The 18,944-nt window shown below is 67.9% G+C and carries 18 protein-coding genes and 1 pseudogene; 12 read left to right on the top strand and 7 right to left on the bottom strand.

Features of this window, described 5'->3' with window-relative positions; all coding sequences use genetic code 11:
- Positions 1-1,077, top strand: coding sequence for a mannose-1-phosphate guanylyltransferase ManB (gene manB, locus G6N28_RS04140; protein ID WP_179962015.1), 1,077 nt, complete (start codon positions 1-3; stop codon positions 1,075-1,077).
- A 46-nt stretch (positions 1,078-1,123) separates the two neighbouring features.
- Here the strand turns inward: manB and G6N28_RS04135 are convergent, their stop codons facing one another.
- From G6N28_RS04135 to cofD, 3 genes are read right to left on the bottom strand one after another with little or no spacing between them, the layout of a single operon-like run.
- Positions 1,124-1,663: an NUDIX hydrolase gene (locus tag G6N28_RS04135; RefSeq protein ID WP_163897248.1), complete on the bottom strand. Its 540-nt coding sequence runs from the start codon at positions 1,661-1,663 to the stop codon at positions 1,124-1,126.
- A complete protein-coding gene (locus G6N28_RS04130) occupies positions 1,660-3,009 on the bottom strand; it encodes a coenzyme F420-0:L-glutamate ligase (RefSeq protein ID WP_163897246.1) in 1,350 nt (449 codons plus the stop codon). Before G6N28_RS04130 ends, G6N28_RS04135 begins: the two co-directional genes overlap by 4 nt.
- Positions 3,006-3,986: a 2-phospho-L-lactate transferase gene (cofD, locus tag G6N28_RS04125; RefSeq protein WP_163897244.1), complete on the bottom strand. Its 981-nt coding sequence runs from the start codon at positions 3,984-3,986 to the stop codon at positions 3,006-3,008. Before cofD ends, G6N28_RS04130 begins: the two co-directional genes overlap by 4 nt.
- Before the next feature lie 306 nt (positions 3,987-4,292).
- On the opposite strand from cofD, the gene G6N28_RS04120 reads away from it, so the two are divergent.
- A complete protein-coding gene (locus G6N28_RS04120) occupies positions 4,293-4,688 on the top strand; it encodes a WhiB family transcriptional regulator (RefSeq protein WP_163897242.1) in 396 nt (131 codons plus the stop codon).
- A gap of 9 nt (positions 4,689-4,697) precedes the next feature.
- On the opposite strand, the gene G6N28_RS04115 is transcribed toward G6N28_RS04120, so the two are convergent.
- Positions 4,698-5,120, bottom strand: coding sequence for a metallopeptidase family protein (locus tag G6N28_RS04115; RefSeq protein WP_163905802.1), 423 nt, complete (start codon positions 5,118-5,120; stop codon positions 4,698-4,700).
- A 131-nt stretch (positions 5,121-5,251) separates the two neighbouring features.
- Between G6N28_RS04115 and G6N28_RS04110 the strand changes: the two genes are divergently transcribed.
- The 4 genes from G6N28_RS04110 (at position 5,252) to manA (ending at position 9,466) form a co-directional block, all read left to right on the top strand.
- The gene (locus G6N28_RS04110) at positions 5,252-5,668 is read left to right on the top strand and encodes a DUF3499 domain-containing protein (protein ID WP_163897240.1); all 417 of its coding nucleotides are present in this window, start codon (positions 5,252-5,254) and stop codon (positions 5,666-5,668) included.
- A 78-nt stretch (positions 5,669-5,746) separates the two neighbouring features.
- A complete protein-coding gene (locus G6N28_RS04105) occupies positions 5,747-7,165 on the top strand; it encodes a phosphomannomutase/phosphoglucomutase (RefSeq protein ID WP_163897238.1) in 1,419 nt (472 codons plus the stop codon).
- Positions 7,162-8,235, top strand: a complete 1,074-nt coding sequence (locus G6N28_RS04100; RefSeq protein WP_163897236.1) for a TobH protein — start codon at positions 7,162-7,164, stop codon at positions 8,233-8,235. Before G6N28_RS04105 ends, G6N28_RS04100 begins: the two co-directional genes overlap by 4 nt.
- A gap of 4 nt (positions 8,236-8,239) precedes the next feature.
- Positions 8,240-9,466, top strand: a complete 1,227-nt coding sequence (gene manA, locus G6N28_RS04095; RefSeq protein ID WP_163897234.1) for a mannose-6-phosphate isomerase, class I — start codon at positions 8,240-8,242, stop codon at positions 9,464-9,466.
- A gap of 5 nt (positions 9,467-9,471) precedes the next feature.
- On the opposite strand, the gene G6N28_RS04090 is transcribed toward manA, so the two are convergent.
- Both G6N28_RS04090 and G6N28_RS04085 read right to left on the bottom strand, forming a co-directional pair.
- Positions 9,472-10,410 carry a DUF808 domain-containing protein gene (locus G6N28_RS04090; protein ID WP_163897232.1) on the bottom strand — a complete coding sequence of 313 codons (939 nt, stop codon included), beginning with the start codon at positions 10,408-10,410 and terminating at the stop codon, positions 9,472-9,474.
- Complete coding sequence (locus tag G6N28_RS04085) at positions 10,407-11,786, bottom strand: FAD-dependent oxidoreductase (protein WP_163897230.1); 1,380 nt, start codon at positions 11,784-11,786, stop codon at positions 10,407-10,409. The genes G6N28_RS04090 and G6N28_RS04085 overlap by 4 nt, the downstream gene beginning before the upstream one ends.
- A gap of 52 nt (positions 11,787-11,838) precedes the next feature.
- Here G6N28_RS04085 and G6N28_RS04080 point away from each other — a divergent pair, with 52 nt between their 5' ends.
- The 6 genes from G6N28_RS04080 to ahcY all read left to right on the top strand — a co-directional run bounded on the left by G6N28_RS04080 (position 11,839) and on the right by ahcY (position 17,332).
- Positions 11,839-13,302 carry an amino acid permease gene (locus tag G6N28_RS04080; RefSeq protein ID WP_163897228.1) on the top strand — a complete coding sequence of 488 codons (1,464 nt, stop codon included), beginning with the start codon at positions 11,839-11,841 and terminating at the stop codon, positions 13,300-13,302.
- 191 nt (positions 13,303-13,493) lie between these two features.
- Entirely contained in the window at positions 13,494-14,699 is a 1,206-nt protein-coding gene (locus G6N28_RS04075) for an alkane 1-monooxygenase (RefSeq protein ID WP_163905800.1), read from the top strand.
- Positions 14,696-14,860 carry a rubredoxin gene (locus tag G6N28_RS04070; RefSeq protein WP_163897226.1) on the top strand — a complete coding sequence of 55 codons (165 nt, stop codon included), beginning with the start codon at positions 14,696-14,698 and terminating at the stop codon, positions 14,858-14,860. The genes G6N28_RS04075 and G6N28_RS04070 overlap by 4 nt, the downstream gene beginning before the upstream one ends.
- A gap of 42 nt (positions 14,861-14,902) precedes the next feature.
- Positions 14,903-15,082: a rubredoxin gene (locus G6N28_RS04065; protein WP_163897224.1), complete on the top strand. Its 180-nt coding sequence runs from the start codon at positions 14,903-14,905 to the stop codon at positions 15,080-15,082.
- A gap of 35 nt (positions 15,083-15,117) precedes the next feature.
- The gene (locus tag G6N28_RS04060; RefSeq protein WP_163905798.1) at positions 15,118-15,795 is read left to right on the top strand and encodes a TetR/AcrR family transcriptional regulator; all 678 of its coding nucleotides are present in this window, start codon (positions 15,118-15,120) and stop codon (positions 15,793-15,795) included.
- A gap of 67 nt (positions 15,796-15,862) precedes the next feature.
- Positions 15,863-17,332 carry an adenosylhomocysteinase gene (gene ahcY, locus G6N28_RS04055; RefSeq protein ID WP_163897222.1) on the top strand — a complete coding sequence of 490 codons (1,470 nt, stop codon included), beginning with the start codon at positions 15,863-15,865 and terminating at the stop codon, positions 17,330-17,332.
- Positions 17,333-17,428: 96 nt separating this feature from the next.
- Here ahcY and G6N28_RS04050 read toward each other — a convergent pair.
- A pseudogene (locus G6N28_RS04050) lies at positions 17,429-18,856 on the bottom strand (neutral zinc metallopeptidase).
- Between the last annotated feature and the right edge of the window lie 88 nt (positions 18,857-18,944).

Below are 18,944 nucleotides of genomic sequence, written 5' to 3'. Positions count from 1 at the left end.
TTGAATCCCGCAGAGGTGGACGCCGTCGTCCTGGTCGGCGGGCTCGGTACCCGGCTGCGGCCGTTGACGCTTTCGGCGCCCAAGCCGATGCTGCCCACGGCGGGCCTGCCGTTTCTGACCCACCTGTTGTCGCGAATCGCCCAGGCGGGCATCGAGCACGTCGTGCTCGGCACGTCGTACAAGGCCGCGGTCTTCGAATCGGAGTTCGGCGACGGTTCCAAGTTGGGCCTGCAGATCGAGTACGTCGTGGAGGATGAGCCGCTGGGCACCGGTGGCGGCATCGCCAACGTGGCGCCCAAGCTGCGCTACGACACCGCCCTGGTCTTCAACGGCGATGTGCTGTCGGGCGTCGATCTGCGTGCGCTGTTGGACAGCCACGAGGAGCACAACGCCGACGTCACCCTGCACCTGGTGCGGGTCGGTGATCCGCGCGCGTTCGGATGTGTGCCGACCGACGCCGACGGACGGGTCACCGCGTTCCTGGAGAAGACACAGGATCCGCCGACCGACCAGATCAACGCAGGCTCCTATGTGTTCAAGCGCGAGGTGATCGAGCGCATCCCCAAGGGGCGGGCGCTCTCGGTGGAGCGCGAAGTGTTTCCCGGGCTGCTGGCCGACGGGCTGCGGATCTGGGGCTATGTCGATTCCACCTACTGGCGTGACATGGGCACCCCCGAGGACTTCGTGCGCGGGTCGGCCGATTTGGTCCGCGGCATCGCGCCGTCGCCCGCGCTCGGCGGGCACCGCGGCGAGGAACTCGTGCACGACGGCGCCAGCGTGGCGCCCGGCGCGCTGCTGATCGGCGGCACGGTGGTCGGCCGCGGCGCTGAGATCGCCGGTGGCGCACGGCTGGACGGGGCGGTGATCTTCGACGGCGCGAAGGTCGGGGCCGGCGCGGTGATCGAACGGTCGATCATCGGGTTCGGCGCCCGTATCGGACCGCGCGCGCTGATCCGCGACGGTGTGATCGGCGACGGCGCCGACATCGGTGCGCGCTGTGAGCTGTTGCGCGGTGCGCGGGTGTGGCCGGGGGTCACGATCCCCGACGGCGGTATCCGCTACTCGACCGACGTCTAGCACTCTCTGCGATTTCGGCGCGTTTTGTCACGCTGAGCGTGACGAACTACGCCGAAATCGCTGCGGTCGCGGCCAATTGACGCAGCCCGAAGTCGCAGTTGTCGGGCAACGCGTCAAGCGGCCACCAGCGCAGGTCCAACGACTCGTCGCTGCAGGCGATTTCGGCGCCTTCCGGTGCGTGCACGATGAACTGCATGTCGAGATGGCGGGTCGGCACACCCAACGAGCAGGTGACGGGGTGCACGTGCAGCGCGGCCAGCATGGGATCGATACGCAGCCCGTCGATTCCGGATTCCTCGCGAGCCTCCCGCAGCGCGGCCGCGACGATGGTGTCGTCGGTCGGCTCGCAGTGCCCACCCAGCTGTAGCCAGCGGCCGACCCGCGGGTGCAGTGTCAGCAGCGCTTTGGTTCCGGTGTGGTCGAGGACCAGCGCCGATCCGGTGACGTGCCCGGGCACGCACTCGCGCAGACAGCCGTCCGGCCGGGCGGCCAGAAACGCCAGCACCGCGTGGCGCAGCGTGTCCTGACCGGGATCGGGCGCCCGCCAGTCACGCAGCGTCTTTACGGCCGAGGCATGCAGGCTCACTTGCGCACCAGCAGTCCGTCGGTGGGCACGGGATCACGCGGGCCGGGCGGCGCCGAGCCCTCTTCGGGGTAGCCGATGGCGATGGCGCCCAACGGTTCCCAATCGTCAGACAGCTCGAGCGCGTCGCGCACCAGGTCGGGTGCGAAGATCGTCGAGCCGATCCAACAGCTGCCCACGCCACGCACTGCCAGCGCCACCAGCAGCGCCTGCACCGCGGCGCCGACCGCGACGGTGAACATGGTGTGTTCGGCCGCGGTGCGCCGAGCATCGGGATAGCTGTGCGCGCCGTCGGGCACCATGAACGGGATCACCACGTCGGGTGCGTCGTAAAGGATCTGGCCGCGGGCGACGCGGCGCTCGACGGCGTCGGTGGGGCGACCGTCACCGCGTAGGTCCGCGCGCCACTTGTCTTTCATCCGGTCCAGAAGCGCGACTCGGCGGTCGCGGTCCTGCAGCCAGACGAACCGCACGGGACGGGTGTGATGGGGCGCGGGTGCGCTGAGCGCCTCGCCGACGGCGGCCTCGATCAGCTCGGCGGGCACGGGCGCGTCGCTGAACCGGCGCACCGACCTGCGCAGCAGTTGCGCCTGGGTGCGGCCCAGCGCGATCGCCTCCTCGGTGCCCAGCCAGAACAGGTCTTCGTCCCCCGGCCGCAGCAGGGTGCGTGCGGTGGAGCCGTCGTCGGGCAGCGCCAGGCCGCGCACCACCGCGACGGGGATGTCGGTGAGCTTGCCCTTCACCAGATCGGCTGCGGCGGCGATCTCGTCGGCCAGGGCGATCTCGGTGACGATCAGCTCGTTGCCGTGGCGGTCGTGTGCCCCGGCGTAGCCGTGCAGCACGGTGAGGCCCGCGGCGCCGATGGCGGCGTCGATCTGACCGGTGCGCCACGCGCGTCCCATGGTGTCGGTGACCACCACCCCGACAGTGACGCCGAGCCGGTCGCGCAGCCCGGTGCGCAATGCGGCCGCGCTGCCGTCGGGGTCGACCGGCAACAGCGCCAACTCCGTCGCTTCGACGTTGGAGCCGTCCACGCCCGCGGCCGCCTGGATCAGACCCAACGCGTTCTCGGTAATCAGGGTCTTGCCCTTGCGGGCCAGTACTCGAACGGCCTCGGCATCGATGAGTTTGCGCCGCAACGCATCACGTTCTTCGGGGTCAGACGGTGCGCTGACTACGCGGCCTTCGCACTTGGAGACGACCTTGCTGGTGACGACGACGATGTCGTTGTCGCGCAACCACGGCGCGGCGGCGGCGATCGCCGCGGCCAGGTCGTCGCCGGGGCGGAACTGCGGCAGCCCGGGCACGGGCAGCAGTTCGACGGCGGCTGCGGAGCCGTGCTCGGTCACGGTTTCACACCGGCCAGATCGAGGCCGGCACGCACCATTTCGGCCGTCGCCGCCGGATCTTTCATCAGCAGGGGCACCGCGCGCACCTCGACGCCGTCGATCTCGGCGTGATCATCTTCGTGTACCAGCCAGCCGTCGAGGATGCCGACTTTCGAACGCGCACCGTAGTATTGGCCGATCGCCTCGGACGTACTCTGCACCCCGATCACCGACAGGCATTCGTCAGCCATGCCGCGCAACGGTTTCCCGCCGATGACGGGGGAGTAGCCGATGACCCGTGCCGGCGTGGCGCGCAATGCGGCGCGGATACCGGGCACGGCGAGGATCGCACCGATGCTCACCACCGGGTTCGACGGCGCCAGCAGCACGACGTCGGCCGTTTCGATCGCCTCGGTGACGCCGGGGCCCGCGGCCGCCTGGTCGGCGCCGACGAACGCGAAGCTGTGCGTGGGCACCTTCGCGCGATAGCGCACCCACCACTCCTGGAAGTGGATCGCGCGCTTCTCGCCGTCGCTGGGATCGGTGATCACGACGTGGGTTTCGCTGCGGTCGTCGGTGACCGGCAGCAGCCTGGCACCGGGCGACCATCGCTGGCACAGCGCCTCGGAGACCTGTGACAGCGGGTAGCCCGCCCGCAGCATCTGGCTGCGCACCAGGTGGGTGGCCAGGTCGCGGTCGCCGAGCCCGAACCAGTCCGGCTGCACACCGTAGGCGGCGAGTTCCTCCTTGGCATGCCAGGTTTCGTTGCGATGGCCCCACCCGCGGTCCGGGTCGATACCGCCACCCAACGTGTACATGCAGGTGTCGAGGTCGGGACAGATCCGCAAACCGAACATCCATGCGTCGTCTCCGACGTTGACGACCGCGGTCAACTCGTTGGCAGTGTTGTCGCCGAATTGGCCAAGCCCGAGAAGATGCTGTACACCCAATAGGAACCGCGCTCCGCCGACGCCGCCGACCAGAACCGTGACCTTCACATCGACCGAGCGTAGGCCGTCGGGGCCGGGCCGGCTCGGGCAGGAGCACTGTCGCGGGTGGTGTGACAGACACGCCGATCAACGACTCGCCGATATTCGGTCACGGAATGGTATGAATTTCTGTTCTAACGCTTGACCGCAGCATCTAACGCGTGTGTAATCACACCAGTGTCATTTCGCGGTTGGCCCTGCCGGTTCCGGTGTCGCAGACCGAGATTCGATCAAATGTTCGAATGGAGATGGCCGACATCTCAACAGCGGGGTTCATTTCAGGGGATTCACGAGACCAGGTGAGGAGGCGGGAAGATGTCTTTTGAGCAAGGCGATTTCGATCGTGTGGTTCCGTTCGATGGTCGGCTTTTCGGCTCAGTAGGCAGCGCGCCGCACACCAATACCGGACCGGCACCGATCGAGACGCCTTCACGTCCTCAGTTGAGCCTGGTGCCCGATCCGATTGATGTTGCGCCGCCGTTGACTCCTGAGGACGACCTATGGCAGGAGCGCGCGCTGTGCGCTCAAACCGATCCCGAGGCGTTCTTCCCCGAGAAGGGTGGCTCGACGCGGGAGGCCAAGCGGATCTGCCAGGGCTGCGAGGTCAAGGACGCCTGCCTCGAGTACGCGCTGGCCAATGACGAACGCTTCGGCATCTGGGGCGGCTTGTCCGAGCGCGAGCGCCGCCGCCTGAAGCGCGGGATCATCTGACCGCGCGCGTTATTCGTCGTCGATCGTCGGGTCGATGACAGAAGGTTCGACCCCCAAATAGGTGGCCACCTGAGCCACCAGGATTTCATGGAGTAGATCACCGAGTTCGACCGTGTCCTTGGCGCGTCGCTCGATCGGCTTGCGAAACAGCACAATTCGCGCCCTCGTCGCGTTGCCCCGCACATCCACACCCGCTGGAATCAGCCTGGCCAGCGCGATCGGCCCGTCAGCGACCACTTCGGGCGGCCACTGCATGGTGTCCGGATCCTTCAGCGAGATCCGCGGTATCTCGTCGACGGCCACATCGAGCGCGGACAGCCGGTCATGCCAGCGCCGCTCGATCGGTTCGTAGGCTTCCAGCACCGCCATGTCGAATCGCTCGGCCCGGCTGCGCCAGCCCGGGACGGTGGGGGGAAGCAGCGGCCCGCGCATCTCTCGGCCGCGGCGTGCTCGCCGCGTTGCCCGTTCGGCCACGAACCCGATCGTAACGGTTGGGGATCGGCCGTCCGGGAACTGCGCGTGTCCGGCAGCCCGCCGGGGGGGTCCGCGATAGCCTTCCGTGCGTGAACGTTCCCCGTCGCTGCTGCCGGCCCGGGTGCCCTCACTATGCGGTCGCGACGCTGACCTTCGTCTACTCGGACTCGACGGCCGTGGTAGGCCCGTTGGCGACCGCACCCGAGCCCCACTCGTGGGACCTGTGCGTGGTGCACGCCGGGCGGATCACCGCGCCGCGCGGCTGGGAACTGGTTCGCCACGCCGGGCCGCTGCCGTCGCACCCGGACGAAGACGACCTGGTCGCGCTGGCCGAGGCGGTCCGTGAGGGACGCGACGTCGCACCGCCGATCAACGGCGTCGCCGCGAGTTTCTCCGACCCGAGTCCCGGCGCGCCCGGCGGCACGCTGGTCGCGCCGCCGCCGAAGCCAGGATCGAACGGACGTCGCCGGGGCCACCTGCGGGTGTTGCCCGACCCCACCGACTAGTCGTAGTAGCGGCCGTGCGGGCGCCGTCCGACGGCTAGGCTGGCGCCAGTAGTCCACGTCACAAGGAGTTCTTACTTGATGCGCTCCTCGCGCTCATCGCAGTCACGGCCCGCCGCGGCCGTTCAGCGCGTCATCAAGGCCTATGACGTTCGCGGCCTGGTCGGCGAGGAGCTCGACGACGGCTTCGTGGCCGACGTCGGCGGCGCGTTCGCCCGGCTGGTCCGTGACGGGGCGTCCCGCGTGGTGATCGGCCACGACATGCGGGCCAGCTCGCCGTCGCTGGCGGCCGCCTTCGCCGACGGGGTGATGGCGCAGGGCCTCGACGTCGTGCGCATCGGCCTGGCGTCGACCGACCAGCTCTATTTCGCGTCGGGTCTGCTGGACTGCCCGGGCGCCATGTTCACCGCCAGCCACAACCCGGCCGCCTACAACGGCATCAAGCTGTGCCGGGCCGGCGCCAAGCCCGTCGGCAGGGACACCGGGTTGTCGACCATCAGCGACGAGGTCATCGCGGGGGTGCCCGGCTATGACGGCGCACGCGGGACCAGCAGCGACCGCGACGTCCTCGACGAGTACGGCGAGTTCCTTCGGTCGTTGGTGAACCTGAGCGATCTGCGCCCGCTGAAGGTCGCCGTGGACGCCGGCAACGGGATGGCGGGGCACACCACGCCCGCGGTGCTCGGGCCGATACCGGCGATCAGGGTGGAACCGTTGTACTTCGAACTCGACGGCACCTTTCCCAACCACGAGGCCAACCCGCTGGATCCGGTCAATCTGCGGGATCTGCAGACGCACGTGGTCAAGACCGGCGCCGATATCGGGCTGGCCTTCGACGGCGACGCCGACCGGTGCTTCGTCGTCGACGAACTGGGCAACCCGGTGTCGCCGTCGGCGGTGACCGCGCTGGTCGCCGCGCGCGAACTGGGTAGGGAGATCGGGGCGACGGTGATCCACAACCTGATCACCTCGCGCGCGGTGCCCGAACTGGTCACCGAGCGCGGCGGCACGCCGGTGCGCTCGCGCGTCGGACACTCCTATATCAAGGCGCTGATGGCCGACACCGGCGCCATCTTCGGCGGCGAGCACTCCGCGCACTACTACTTCCGCGACTTCTGGGGCGCCGACTCCGGCATGCTCGCGGCACTGCACGTGCTGGCGGCGCTCGGTGAACAGCAGCGACCGCTGTCGGATCTGATGTCGGACTACCAGCGCTACGAGGCGTCCGGCGAGATCAACTTCACGGTCACCGACGCCGAGGCCTGTGTGGACGAGGTGCTCAGGGTGTTCGGCTCGCGGATCCAGTCGATCGACCATCTCGACGGCGTGACCGTCGATCTGGGCGAAGGGAACTGGTTCAACCTGCGCATGTCCAACACCGAGCCGCTGTTGCGGCTCAACGTCGAGGCCCGCACACCCGAGGAGATCGACAGCATCGTCGGACAGGTCTCCGAAACTGTCGACGCGCACATGTCCGAAAGGTCGGGGGCGGTGCCGTGAACGTGACGCGCGCGACCGTCGACCTCGACGACGTGGACGGGTTGCTGGCCGCCGACCGTGACGGTGTGCTGCGCGGAGCGTCGATGGCCGGTGCCCAGGTGCGGGCCACCGCCGCCGCGCTCGCCGAGGGCGAGCTGGACGCCCTGCGTGCCGACCAGCCGCCCCGGACGCTGATCTGGCTGGCCGATCGGGGCAACGGCCGGACCGCCGGGTCGCTGCTGGCCGCCGCCGTCGGCGCCTCGGTGGGAACTCCGATCGTCGTCGCGGCGGAGGTGCCGCCGTGGATCGGCGCCCTGGACGTGCTGGTGGTCGCCGGCGACGACCCCGGCGATCCGGTGCTGGTGTCGGCGGCGGCAACCGCGCTGCACCGTGGTGCCCGGGTCGTGGTGGTGGCGCCCGCCGAAGGCCCGTTGCGCGACGTCGCCGCGGGCCGCGCGGTCATGCTGGCGCCGCGGGTGTGGGTGCCCGACGAATTCAGCCTGACCCGGTATCTGGCCGCCGGGCTGGCGATTCTCAACGTCGTTTCGCCGGGTATGCAGGTGAACCTGGACGCACTGGCCGACGAACTGGACGCCGAGGCGTTCCGCAACAGCGCCGCGCACGAACTGTTCACCAACCCGGCCAAGACGCTGGCCCACCGGATGTCCGACCGCGAAGTGGTGTTGGCGGGGGACAACCCGGCGACGCTGACGTTGGCGCGGCACGGGGCATCGATCACGCTGCGCGTCGCGCACCGGGTGGTCGCCGCGGTCGGGCTGGCGGATGCGCTCGCCGCGCTGCGCGCGGGGTTCGGCGGACCACCCGGTGACGACCGGTTGTTCCACGACGAGCAGATCGACGGTCCGCTGCCCGAACGGGTCCGCACCTTCGTGCTGACCACCGACGCCGAACGCCAGGTGGTCCTGGCACGGGTAGGCGGGCTCGACGACGTCGACGTGCTCAACGCCGAGGATGTGCCGGACGGCGAGGCTGCCCCGACGATCGACGACGGACGCCCGGAACGGCAACTGGCGATGCTGGCCGTGCGGCTGGAGATGACAGCCGCTTATCTGAAACTGGTTCGAGGTTAAGCAAGTGCACTTGCTACGTGGAGCGGTGCGAACCTATGCGTGGGGTTCGCGGACCGCGATTGCCGATTTCACCGGAAGACCAAGCCCTACAATGCATCCCGAAGCGGAGCTGTGGTTCGGCGCGCATCCGGGCGATCCGGCGTGGCTGCAGACCGACGACGGGGAGCAGTCGCTGCTGGACACGGTGCGCGAAGACCCGGAGGGGCAATTGGGCGCCGCGGTGTGCAGCCGCTTCGGCGACGCCCTGCCGTTTCTGGTCAAGGTGCTCGCGGCCGACGAGCCGCTGTCGCTGCAGGCGCATCCGAGCGCCGAACAGGCGGTGGAGGGGTTCAACCGCGAGGAGCGGGCGGGCATCCCGATCTCGGCACCCAACCGCAATTACCGCGATCCCAGCCACAAGCCCGAAATACTCGTCGCCCTAGGCCAATTCGAGGCCCTGGCCGGATTTCGTCCGGCCGCACGCACTGTCGAGCTGATGCGCGCGCTGACCGTCAGCGACCTGGACCCGTTCATCAACCTGCTCGACGCCCAATCCGATGCCGACGGGCTGCGCGCCTTGTTCACCACCTGGATCACCGCACCTCAGCCGGACATCGACGTGCTGGTGCCCGCGGTGCTCGAGGGCGCCATCAATTATGTGCGTTCGGGGAAGGGAAAGTTCGCCGCCGAGGCCAAGACCCTTCTCGAGCTCGGCGAGCGGTATCCCGGCGACGCGGGGGTGCTGGCCTCGCTGCTGTTGAACCGGATCAGCCTCGCGCCGGGCGAGGCCATCTACCTGCCCGCGGGCAACCTGCACGCCTACCTGGAGGGCGTGGGTGTCGAGCTGATGGCCAACTCCGACAACGTGCTGCGCGGTGGTCTGACCCCCAAGCACGTCGACGTGCCCGAGCTGCTGCGGGTACTCGACTTCACGCCGGCTGCCGACATGGTCATTCGACCCGAAATAGCCTCGGACGGAATGGAATTGGTGTACAACACGCCTGCACCGGAGTTCGCGGTGTCGGTGCTGTGCATCGACGGGGACCAACTCGGCCACGAGATCGACGCGCCGACCCGCCACGACGGCCCGCAGATCCTGCTGTGCACCCAGGGCTCCACGGTGGTGCATGCCAAGTCGAACAAGGTGACGCTCGAGCGCGGTTCGGCCGCGTGGGTGTCGGCCGACGACGGGCCGATCCGGTTGGTTGCCTCAGAGCCGACGAAGCTGTTCCGGTCGACGGTGGGTATCTGACGCGATCAGTGCGCGTCCTTGCGGCCGAACGGCAGCACGTGCACGATCCCGACCACCACGGAGCCGACCGCAAGCCCGATCGCCGCCGACGCCGCGGTATTGAGCAGCCAGCCCAACAGCGCCCCTACCCCTTGCACCGCGGAATGAACGAATTCCTCGGCGTGGTGCACCAGCCCGTACGGGGCATGCCAGCCGACCTCGTCGCTGCCGATCAGCAGGATGTGCCCGCCCACCCACAGCATTGCCACCGTGCCGATCACCGACAGCGCGGTGAGCAGTCTGGGCATGCCGATGACCAGGCCGCGACCGACCTTCTGCGCGACCGCCGAAGACCGCTGGGCCAGGGTCAGCCCCACGTCGTCCATCTTCACGATCGCCGCCACCACGCCGTACACCGCGGCGGTGATGACGATCGCGACCACCACGAGGATGATCAGCCGGGACCAGAACCGCTCGCTGGCAACCTCGTTCAGCGCGATCACCATGATCTCCGCGGACAGGATGAAGTCCGTGCGGATCGCGCCCGCGGTCAACTGCTTCTCAGCATCGGGGCCGGCCGTCGCCGTCGGCGCGGCATGAGACTCGTGACCCAACATCCTGCCCCAGACCTTCTCCGCGCCCTCGAAGCACAGGTAGGTCGCGCCGAGCATCAGCAGCGGCGTCAACAGCCACGGCAGGAACTCGCTGAGCACCAGCGCCGCGGGCAGGATGAACAACAGCTTGTTGCGCAGCGACCCGATCGCGATCCGCTTGATCATCGGCAACTCGCGCTCGGCGGCGATGCCGTGCACGTACTGGGGGGTCACCGCCGTGTCGTCGACCACGACGCCGGCCGCCTTGGCCGTCGCGCGTCCGGCCGCCGCGCCGATGTCATCGACGGATGCGGCTGCCATCCGGGCCAGTACAGCGACGTCGTCGAGCAGCCCGAACAGGCCCGCGCTCATCCTGGTTCCCTCATCGTTTCGAAGGTTACCGGGCGTTTGGCCGCGCGCCGCTCGGCCAGCCACAGCCGCATGTTCTGCCGGATCGCCCGGCCGACGAGGCGCGGTGGCGGCACCATGTAGAGGCTGTCGAGCAGGCTGAACCGACGCAGGAACCATTCGGCCAGAACGGGATCCGATTCCGCTGCGCCGAGAAATTGATCGAACAGCGCGCCCACCGGCTTGTACCACCACGGTGTCGGGCCGGTAGCCCGGTGCATGATCAGGTCGCCGATCGCGTTCATCGTCCACACCGGAAACGTCGTCTTCGCCGTGGCGCGGACGCACTGCATGGCCACGTCGGCACCGGGGCTCGTCAGCGCCCGCCGCAGGTGGCCGGCCTGCAGCGACGTCATCGACATGCCCTGACCGAACGTCGGATTGAAGCTCACCACGGCGTCGCCGAACGGCAGAATGCCGCGGGGAAGGCGGTCGAGCTTGTCGTAGCGGCGCCACCGGCTGGCGGGGAACTTGTGGTGGGCCACCTCGTCGACCGGGGTGCCCTGGCGCAGCGCGGACGCCACATGTGCGGGCAGGATCTCGTCGGCCAGCCCACACATCTGCGCGAAGGTCTGCGGCGGCGGTACCTTCCCGACGCCGAATGTGGTGATGTTCCAGATGCCGTCCTCGTAGAACAGCATGCCGATTCCGCGGGGCTGCGCCCGCGATGCGCCCGCCACCACAACCTTCTCGGTGAGCAGGCCGTCGGGGACCCGCACCCGCTGGCTGGCGTAGGAGATCCCGACGAACACGACGTCCTCGCGGGGACGCTCGTACCCCCACTTCTGCAGCCACACCGGAAGCCGGGTGCCGCGGCCCGTCGCGTCGACAACCAGGTCGGCGGGCAGCACGGCGCCGGACTCCAGCTGCACCCCGGTCACCCGCTCGCGCGTTGTTTCGAAACGCGGCTCGGAGACCGCGGCTTCGATGATGTCGACGTTGTCCAGAGCCAGCACGCGCTTGCGGAGCTGCCATTCCAGATGCGGGCGGCTGGGCACGTAGGCGGTGAACTCGCTCTGCAGCCGGTGGGCCGTGCCGAGGACGTGACCGGCGGCGCCGAAGTGTATGCAGTCGGGCCGGTTCTGCAGGATCGGCACACCGTTGGCGACCATGTCTTGGAGTAGCCCGGGAAAGTGGGTTTCGAACTCCTGGGCGCCCCGGGCCATCAGCATGTGCACGTGCCTGCCCTGCGGGACGGCCGCGCGGTTGACGGGGTTCTCGGGCAGCTCGTCGCGCTCACACAGCGTCACCCGGGCATAGAAGTCCGAGAGCACCCGCGCGGCGCACAGGCCGCCGATGCTGGCCCCGATGACCACTGCGTGTTCGGCAGTCTCGCCCATTGGCGAAAGGCTACTCGCTACATTGCGGTCAGCGGATCAGGAAGGAATGCCTATGACGCGGCGGACCAAGTCGGTGGAACAGTCCATCGCCGACACCGACGAACCGGGAAAGCGGCTCCGCAAGGACCTCAACTGGTGGGACCTGACGGTCTTCGGTGTCTCGGTGGTGATCGGCGCAGGCATCTTCACGATCACCGCGTCGACAGCGGGAAACCTGACGGGCCCGGCGATTTCGGTGTCCTTCGTGATCGCGGCGATCACCTGCGGGCTGGCCGCGCTGTGCTACGCCGAGTTCGCGTCGACGGTGCCGGTGGCGGGCAGCGCCTACACGTTCTCGTATGCGACCTTCGGCGAGTTCGTCGCATGGATCATCGGCTGGGATCTGATCCTCGAGTTCGCGGTCGCGGCGGCCGTGGTCGCCAAGGGCTGGTCGAGCTATCTCGGCACGGTGTTCGGCTTCAGCGGCGGCAACATGAATCTGCTTGGTCTGCAACTTGATTGGGGTGCGCTGCTGATCATCGCGTTCGTCACCGCGATCCTGGTGTACGGCACCAAGCTCTCGGCGGGGGTGAGCCTGGCGATCACCGCGATCAAGGTCGGGGTGGTGTTGCTGGTGGTGGCCGTCGGGGCGTTCTACATCAAGGTGGAGAACTACTCGCCGTTCCTGCCGCCCGCGGAACCCGGCCACGGCGGCACCGGCGCCGAGCAGTCGTTGTTCTCGCTGCTGACCGGCGCGGAGGGCAGCAGCTACGGGTGGTACGGACTGCTGGCCGGCGCGTCGATCGTGTTCTTCGCGTTCATCGGGTTCGACATCATCGCGACCACCGCGGAGGAGACCAAGTACCCGCAGCGCGACGTCTCGCGCGGCATCCTGGCCTCGCTGGCGATCGTCACCGTGCTCTACGTGGCGGTCTCGGTCGTGTTGACCGGCATGGTGCATTACACCGAGCTGCGCGCGGCGGGGGAGGACGCCAACCTGGCCACCGCGTTCGCCGCCAACGGGGTGGACTGGGCGGCCAACGTGATCTCCATCGGGGCGCTGGCCGGCCTGACCACCGTGGTGATCGTGTTGGTGCTGGGGCAGACCCGGGTGCTCTTCGCGATGTCGCGCGACGGGCTGCTGCCACGCTCGCTGGCCAGGACCGGCGCCAGGGGCACGCCGGTGCGCATCACGCTGATCGTCGGCGCGGCGGTGGCGGTGACGGCGTCGGCGTTCCCGATGGGCAAGCTCGAGGAGATGGTCAACATCGGCACGCTGTTCGCGTTCGTGCTGGTCTCGGCGGGGGTGATCGTGCTGCGGCGCATCCGCCCGGACCTGGAACGGGGCTTCCGCGCGCCGGGGGTGCCGTTGTTGCCGATCGCGTCGATCGTGGCGTGCGTGTGGCTGATGCTCAACCTGACCGCGGTGACGTGGATCCGGTTCCTGGTCTGGATGGCCATCGGCGTGGCGGTCTACTTCCTCTACGGCAGGCGCCATTCGGTGCTGGGCCGCCGCGAGGCCGCCGACATTCGCTAGTCAGCGACGTGTTGCCACTAACTGGTTGATCGCCCTCACCTGATGCGCGGGATCAACCAGCTAAGACATGCCACCTCCGCGTTAGTTTACAAACAACACGTATATGTCTAGACATCTGACAAATGCACCGCTATAGTCAAGCGCAGTGACGTGATGGCACTCACTTCAGGAGGCACGTAGTGACCACACAGATGTCCCACCCCCAGCGCGCCGAGGAGTGGCGCGACAAGAAGCGCTACCTGTGGCTGATGGGGTTGATCGCGCCGACGGCGCTGTTCGTCATGCTGCCGCTGGTGTGGGCGTTCAACCAGTGGGGTTGGCATGCCGCCGCGCAGGTGCCGTTCTGGATCGGCCCGATCCTGCTGTACCTTCTGCTGCCGGCGTTGGACCTCAAGTTCGGGCCCGACGGGCAGAACCCGCCCGATGAGGTGATGGAGCGGCTGGAGAACGACAAGTACTACCGCTACTGCACCTACGCCTACATCCCGTTCCAGTACGCCAGCGTGATCTTCGGCGCGTACCTGTTCACCGCCACCGACCTGAGCTGGCTGGGATTCGACGGCGGGCTGGGCTGGCCCGCCAAGATCGGCCTGGCCCTATCGGTCGGCGTCCTCGGCGGCGTCGGCATCAACACCGCGCACGAACTGGGCCACAAAAAGGACTCGCTGGAGCGGTGGCTGAGCAAGATCACGTTGGCCCAGACCTGCTACGGGCACTTCTACATCGAACACAACCGCGGCCACCACGTCCGGGTCGCCACCCCGGAGGATCCGGCGTCGGCCCGATTCGGTGAGACGTTCTGGGAGTTCTTGCCGCGCAGCGTCATCGGTTCGCTGAAGTCGGCGTGGCAGCTGGAGGCCAAGCGGCTGGAGCGGGCCGGAAAGAGCAAGTGGCACCCGTCCAACGACGTGCTCAACGCGTGGGCGATGTCGATCGTCTTCTACGGCGCGTTGATCGCGGTGTTCGGTTGGGGGTTGATTCCCTACATCGTGATCTCGGCGGTGTTCGGGTTCACGCTGCTGGAGACGGTCAACTATCTCGAGCATTACGGCCTGCTGCGGCAGAAGCTCGACAGCGGCCGCTACGAGCGCTGCACGCCGGAGCACAGCTGGAACTCCGACCACATCGTCACCAACCTGTTCCTGTACCACCTGCAGCGGCACAGCGATCACCACGCCAACCCGACCCGGCGCTACCAGACGCTGCGCAGCATGGACGGGGCGCCGAACCTGCCCAGCGGCTATGCCTCGATGATCGCGCTGACGTACTTCCCGCCGCTGTGGCGCAAGGTGATGGACCACCGGGTGCTCGCCCACTACGACGGCGACCTCACCCGGGTCAACATCCATCCGCGAGTGCGGGACAAGGTGCTGGCCAAGTACGGACTCACCGTATGAGCGCCTACCGGTGCCCGGGGTGCGACTACGTCTACGACGAGGCCAAAGGCGAACCGCGCGAAGGGTTCCCGGCCGGTACACCGTTTACCGACGTCCCCGACGACTGGTGCTGCCCGGACTGCGCGGTGCGCGAGAAGGTCGACTTCGAACCCGTGGGTTGATGCAGCGCGAGCACGACGTCAAAGGAGTCAAAGGGAGAGGTAATGGACTACAAACTGTTCGTCTGCGCACAGTGCGGGTTCGAATACGACGAGGCCAAGGGCTGGCCCGAGGACGGGATCGCCCCGGGCACCCGCTGGGCCGACATCCCCGACGATTGGAGTTGCCCTGACTGCGGCGCGGCCAAGTCCGACTTCGAGATGGTGGAAGTGTCACGTCCGTGACCGCGCTGCGCACGGGCGCGGCCGCGGCGAAAAATGTGACCAGGACCAGCGGGGCGACGGAAACGGATAGTCTCGCGCGTGTGAACGCACCGCGCACGAGGCGACCCGAGCAGCGCGTCCCGTACGCCGAAGCGTCGCGGGTGCTGCTGCGCGACTCGATTCTGGACGGCATGCGAGACCTGCTGCTCACCCGCGACTGGTCGGCGATCACGCTGGCGCACGTGGCCAGCGCCGCCGGAATCAGCCGTCAGACCATCTACAACGAGTTCGGTTCGCGCCAGGGCCTGGCCCAGGCCTATGCGCTGCGGTTGGCCGACCGGCTCGTCGACCAGATCGACTACGCGGTCGAGGGCAACGTCGGCGACGTCTACGCCGCGTTCCTGCAGGGGTTCCGCGACTTCTTCATCGAGTCGGCCGCCGACCCGTTGGTGATGTCGCTGCTGACCGGCGCCATCAAGCCCGATCTGCTGCAGCTCATCACCACCGACAGCGGGCCGATCATCAGCCATTGCGCGGAGCGGCTGACCGCGACGCTCATGCACAGCTGGGTGACGTGCAGCGAGGACGACGCCGGCATTCTGGCGCGCGCGATCGTCCGGCTGGCGATGAGCTACATTTCCATGCCGCCGGAGGCAGATCGCGACGTCGCGGCCGACTTGGCTAGGCTGCTTACACCTGCCGCTGAGCGCTACGGTGTGATCGCAACCGAATAGCGACGACGCTGGCCGGGCAGATTAACGTACAAGCGCTAGATAACTGCGTGCCCAGGAAGAGAGCTCCATGACGACGACTGAACAGCGGCTGACCCCGGATGTCCGCAACGGCATCGAGTACAAGGTGGCCGATCTGTCCCTTGCTGAATTCGGTCGCAAGGAGATCCGGCTCGCCGAGAAGGAGATGCCGGGCCTGATGGCGCTGCGCCAGGAGTACCACGACGTGCAGCCGCTCAAGGGCGCCCGCATCTCGGGTTCGCTGCACATGACGGTGCAGACCGCGGTGCTCATCGAGACCTTGACCGCGCTGGGCGCCGAAGTGCGCTGGGCGTCGTGCAACATCTTCTCCACCCAGGACCACGCCGCCGCGGCCGTGGTCGTCGGCCCGCACGGCACCCCCGAGAAGCCCGAGGGCACCCCGGTGTTCGCGTGGAAGGGCGAGACGCTCGAGGAGTACTGGTGGGCTGCCGAGCAGATGCTGACCTGGCCGGGCGAGCCGGCCAACATGATCCTCGACGACGGCGGCGACGCCACGATGATGGTGCTGCGCGGCGCGCAGTATGAGAAGGCCGGCGTGGTCCCGCCCGCCGAGGACGACGATCCGGCGGAGTGGAAGGTCTTCCTCTCGGTGCTGCGTGAGCGCTTCGAAACCGAGAAGGACAAGTGGACCAAGATCGCCGAGTCCGTCAAGGGGGTCACCGAGGAGACGACGACCGGGGTGCTGCGGCTGTATCAGTTCGAGGCCGCGGGCGACCTGCCGTTCCCGGCGATCAACGTCAACGACTCGGTGACCAAGTCCAAGTTCGACAACAAGTACGGGACCCGGCACTCGCTGATCGACGGCATCAACCGGGGCACCGACGTGCTGATCGGCGGCAAGAAGGTGCTGATCTGCGGCTACGGCGACGTCGGCAAGGGCTGCGCCGAGTCGCTGGCCGGCCAGGGCGCGCGGGTGTCGGTCACCGAGATCGACCCGATCAACGCGCTGCAGGCGCTGATGGACGGCTTTGACGTGCGCACGGTCGAGCAGGCGATCGGCGAGGCCGACATCGTCATCACCGCGACCGGCAACAAGGACATCATCACGCTCGAGCACATGCGCGCGATGAAGGACCAGGCGATCCTGGGCAACATCGGGCACTTCGACAACGAGATCGACATGGCCGCGCTCGAGCGTTCGGGTGCCAAGAAGATCAACATCAAGCCGCAGGTCGACCAGTGGGTGTTCGACGACGGCAAGTCGATCATCGTGCTGTCGGAGGGCCGGCTGCTCAACCTGGGCAACGCGACCGGGCACCCGTCGTTCGTGATGAGCAACAGCTTCTCCAACCAGGTGATCGCCCAGATCGAGCTGTGGACCAAGAACGACGAGTACGACAACGCGGTGTACCGGTTGGCCAAGCACCTCGACGAAAAGGTCGCACGCATTCACGTTGAGGCCCTTGGTGGTTCGCTGACCAAGCTCACCAAGGAGCAGGCCGAGTACATCAACGTCGACGTCGAGGGCCCCTACAAGCCCGAGCACTACCGGTACTGAGTCCCGCCTGATACTGCCGAGCAGACGCGAAAACCCCCTATTTCAGCGGTTTTCGGGGGTCTTCACGACTTCTCGGCCGGCCCGCCGGTCCGCGGGTCAGGGGAAGCGGTTGAAGCAGGCGTCCTTGTTGTCGCCGAGCACCCCGGTGCGAAACGCGTCGATGCGGGCGAACCCGGCTGTCGCTGCCTGACCGTTGACGTCGCTGGCCGCCAGGCCGTTGGTGAGCAGACCCGCGACGGCTTCGTCGAGATCGCCCGCAGTCAACGCGACGGTGTTGCCGTCCGGTGTGTCCACCTGGCGGGCAAGCTTTCTGGTGGCCACGCCGGTCAGGCACGCCGTGCGCAAACCCGCTTCGGGGGTGTCCAGCGGGAGGCCCACGGCGTGCTGCATCGCCAACATGTAGCGCGAGATCAACACGGAGTAGGCGGTGTTGTCGCCCGTCAAGCCTGTCGGGCCGGTACGGGCGGCGCCGAGCTTCTTCAACCCGGCGAGGTCGACGGCGATGGTGTTGGTGTCGGGGCAGAACGAGACGGGCGGGGTGGGCCGGGCGTCGGGACACCTGGCCGCCGCGGCGGCATCGAGGGTCAGTCGCGGTGGCACCGCTGGCTGGAACAAGATGTTCATCGCGGCGATCACCGACCTCACCGACTCTCGCGACACCGGCCAGTTCCCAGTCTCGTTGCGCTGCAGGACAACCGGCAGATCACCGCGTCGCTCGACGATCTCCTCCTCGTCGATGCCCTTACACGTCGCCGGTCCGTCGGTGAACCCGAACTGGAAAGCCGAGATTCGTTCGAACGCCGATCCGTGCTCGCCGCCGCGAGACACCACCGTGTTGCCTCTCAGCAGCGGGTCCCGAAACGAGATCACGCTGGCCAGAAGGGCATTCAGGCCGTTACCGGTGGACAGCGTGAAACGACGCGAATCGCCCGCGGCGACCCAGCGCATGTAGGCCCCTGCGAAGCAGTCGGCCTGTTGCTCGGCCACCAGCGTCGAGGTGTTCCGAGGGTTCAGCTCGGCTTGGTGTTGCACCGAATGGCCGTACTCGTGCGCCAGCACCATGGCGACCGCCATCTCCCCGTAGGACTGCTTCAGCGATGGCAGCAGGACACCACGGTTTCAGCCGATTGAACTGTCCGGCGGACAGAACTCGGCGTTCACCAGTCCCGAGGTCGACTGACCACAGAACGTCACCGCGGCGCCGCGTTGTTCGGCGTGCCAGGACACCAGCTGGCGCACCGGTGTGAACGCCGTTCCGAACGTGTCGTCGAAGGCGCCGGCCCAGTAGTCCTCGACATCGCTGACCGCCTGGACCGCAAGCAGATCGATCTGGCCGCGGTCTGTGTTGGTCACCGACCGCGACGGTTTCGGCGCCCCGGCTTTCAACCCCGAGGGGCCATCGGTGACGCGCATGCCTGCCACCTCGAACGGGTCGGTGAGCTCGGTCGGCGCCGTCCCGCACGCCGAGCCCAGCGCCAAGCCCGTCGCGGCGATCAATACGCCGATACGTCGAGGTGCGCGCACCCGGGGCACCTGGGAATTATCGCCGCGACGGAGCGACTGTGCCGGGAAATCGGCGTCTTATCGACGGCGGCGTGCTTGACTACCTGCG

The sequence above is a fragment of the Mycolicibacterium pulveris genome, from assembly GCF_010725725.1.
Classification (GTDB): Bacteria; Actinomycetota; Actinomycetes; order Mycobacteriales; family Mycobacteriaceae; genus Mycobacterium; species Mycobacterium pulveris.
This window is presented reverse-complemented; position numbering and strand designations above follow the sequence as displayed.

Bases quoted from the DNA above. Each gene is read 5' to 3' on its own strand.
- G6N28_RS04120 (WP_163897242.1), top strand. From the start codon at position 4,293: ATGTCTTTTGAGCAAGGCGATTTCGATCGTGTGGTTCCGTTCGATGGT.
- G6N28_RS04115 (WP_163905802.1), bottom strand. From the start codon at position 5,120: ATGCGCGGGCCGCTGCTTCCCCCCACCGTCCCGGGCTGGCGCAGCCGG.
- G6N28_RS04105 (WP_163897238.1), top strand. From the start codon at position 5,747: ATGCGCTCCTCGCGCTCATCGCAGTCACGGCCCGCCGCGGCCGTTCAG.
- G6N28_RS04090 (WP_163897232.1), bottom strand. From the start codon at position 10,410: ATGAGCGCGGGCCTGTTCGGGCTGCTCGACGACGTCGCTGTACTGGCC.
- G6N28_RS04085 (WP_163897230.1), bottom strand. From the start codon at position 11,786: ATGGGCGAGACTGCCGAACACGCAGTGGTCATCGGGGCCAGCATCGGC.
- G6N28_RS04080 (WP_163897228.1), top strand. From the start codon at position 11,839: ATGACGCGGCGGACCAAGTCGGTGGAACAGTCCATCGCCGACACCGAC.
- G6N28_RS04075 (WP_163905800.1), top strand. From the start codon at position 13,494: ATGTCCCACCCCCAGCGCGCCGAGGAGTGGCGCGACAAGAAGCGCTAC.
- G6N28_RS04070 (WP_163897226.1), top strand. From the start codon at position 14,696: ATGAGCGCCTACCGGTGCCCGGGGTGCGACTACGTCTACGACGAGGCC.
- G6N28_RS04065 (WP_163897224.1), top strand. From the start codon at position 14,903: ATGGACTACAAACTGTTCGTCTGCGCACAGTGCGGGTTCGAATACGAC.
- ahcY (WP_163897222.1), top strand. From the start codon at position 15,863: ATGACGACGACTGAACAGCGGCTGACCCCGGATGTCCGCAACGGCATC.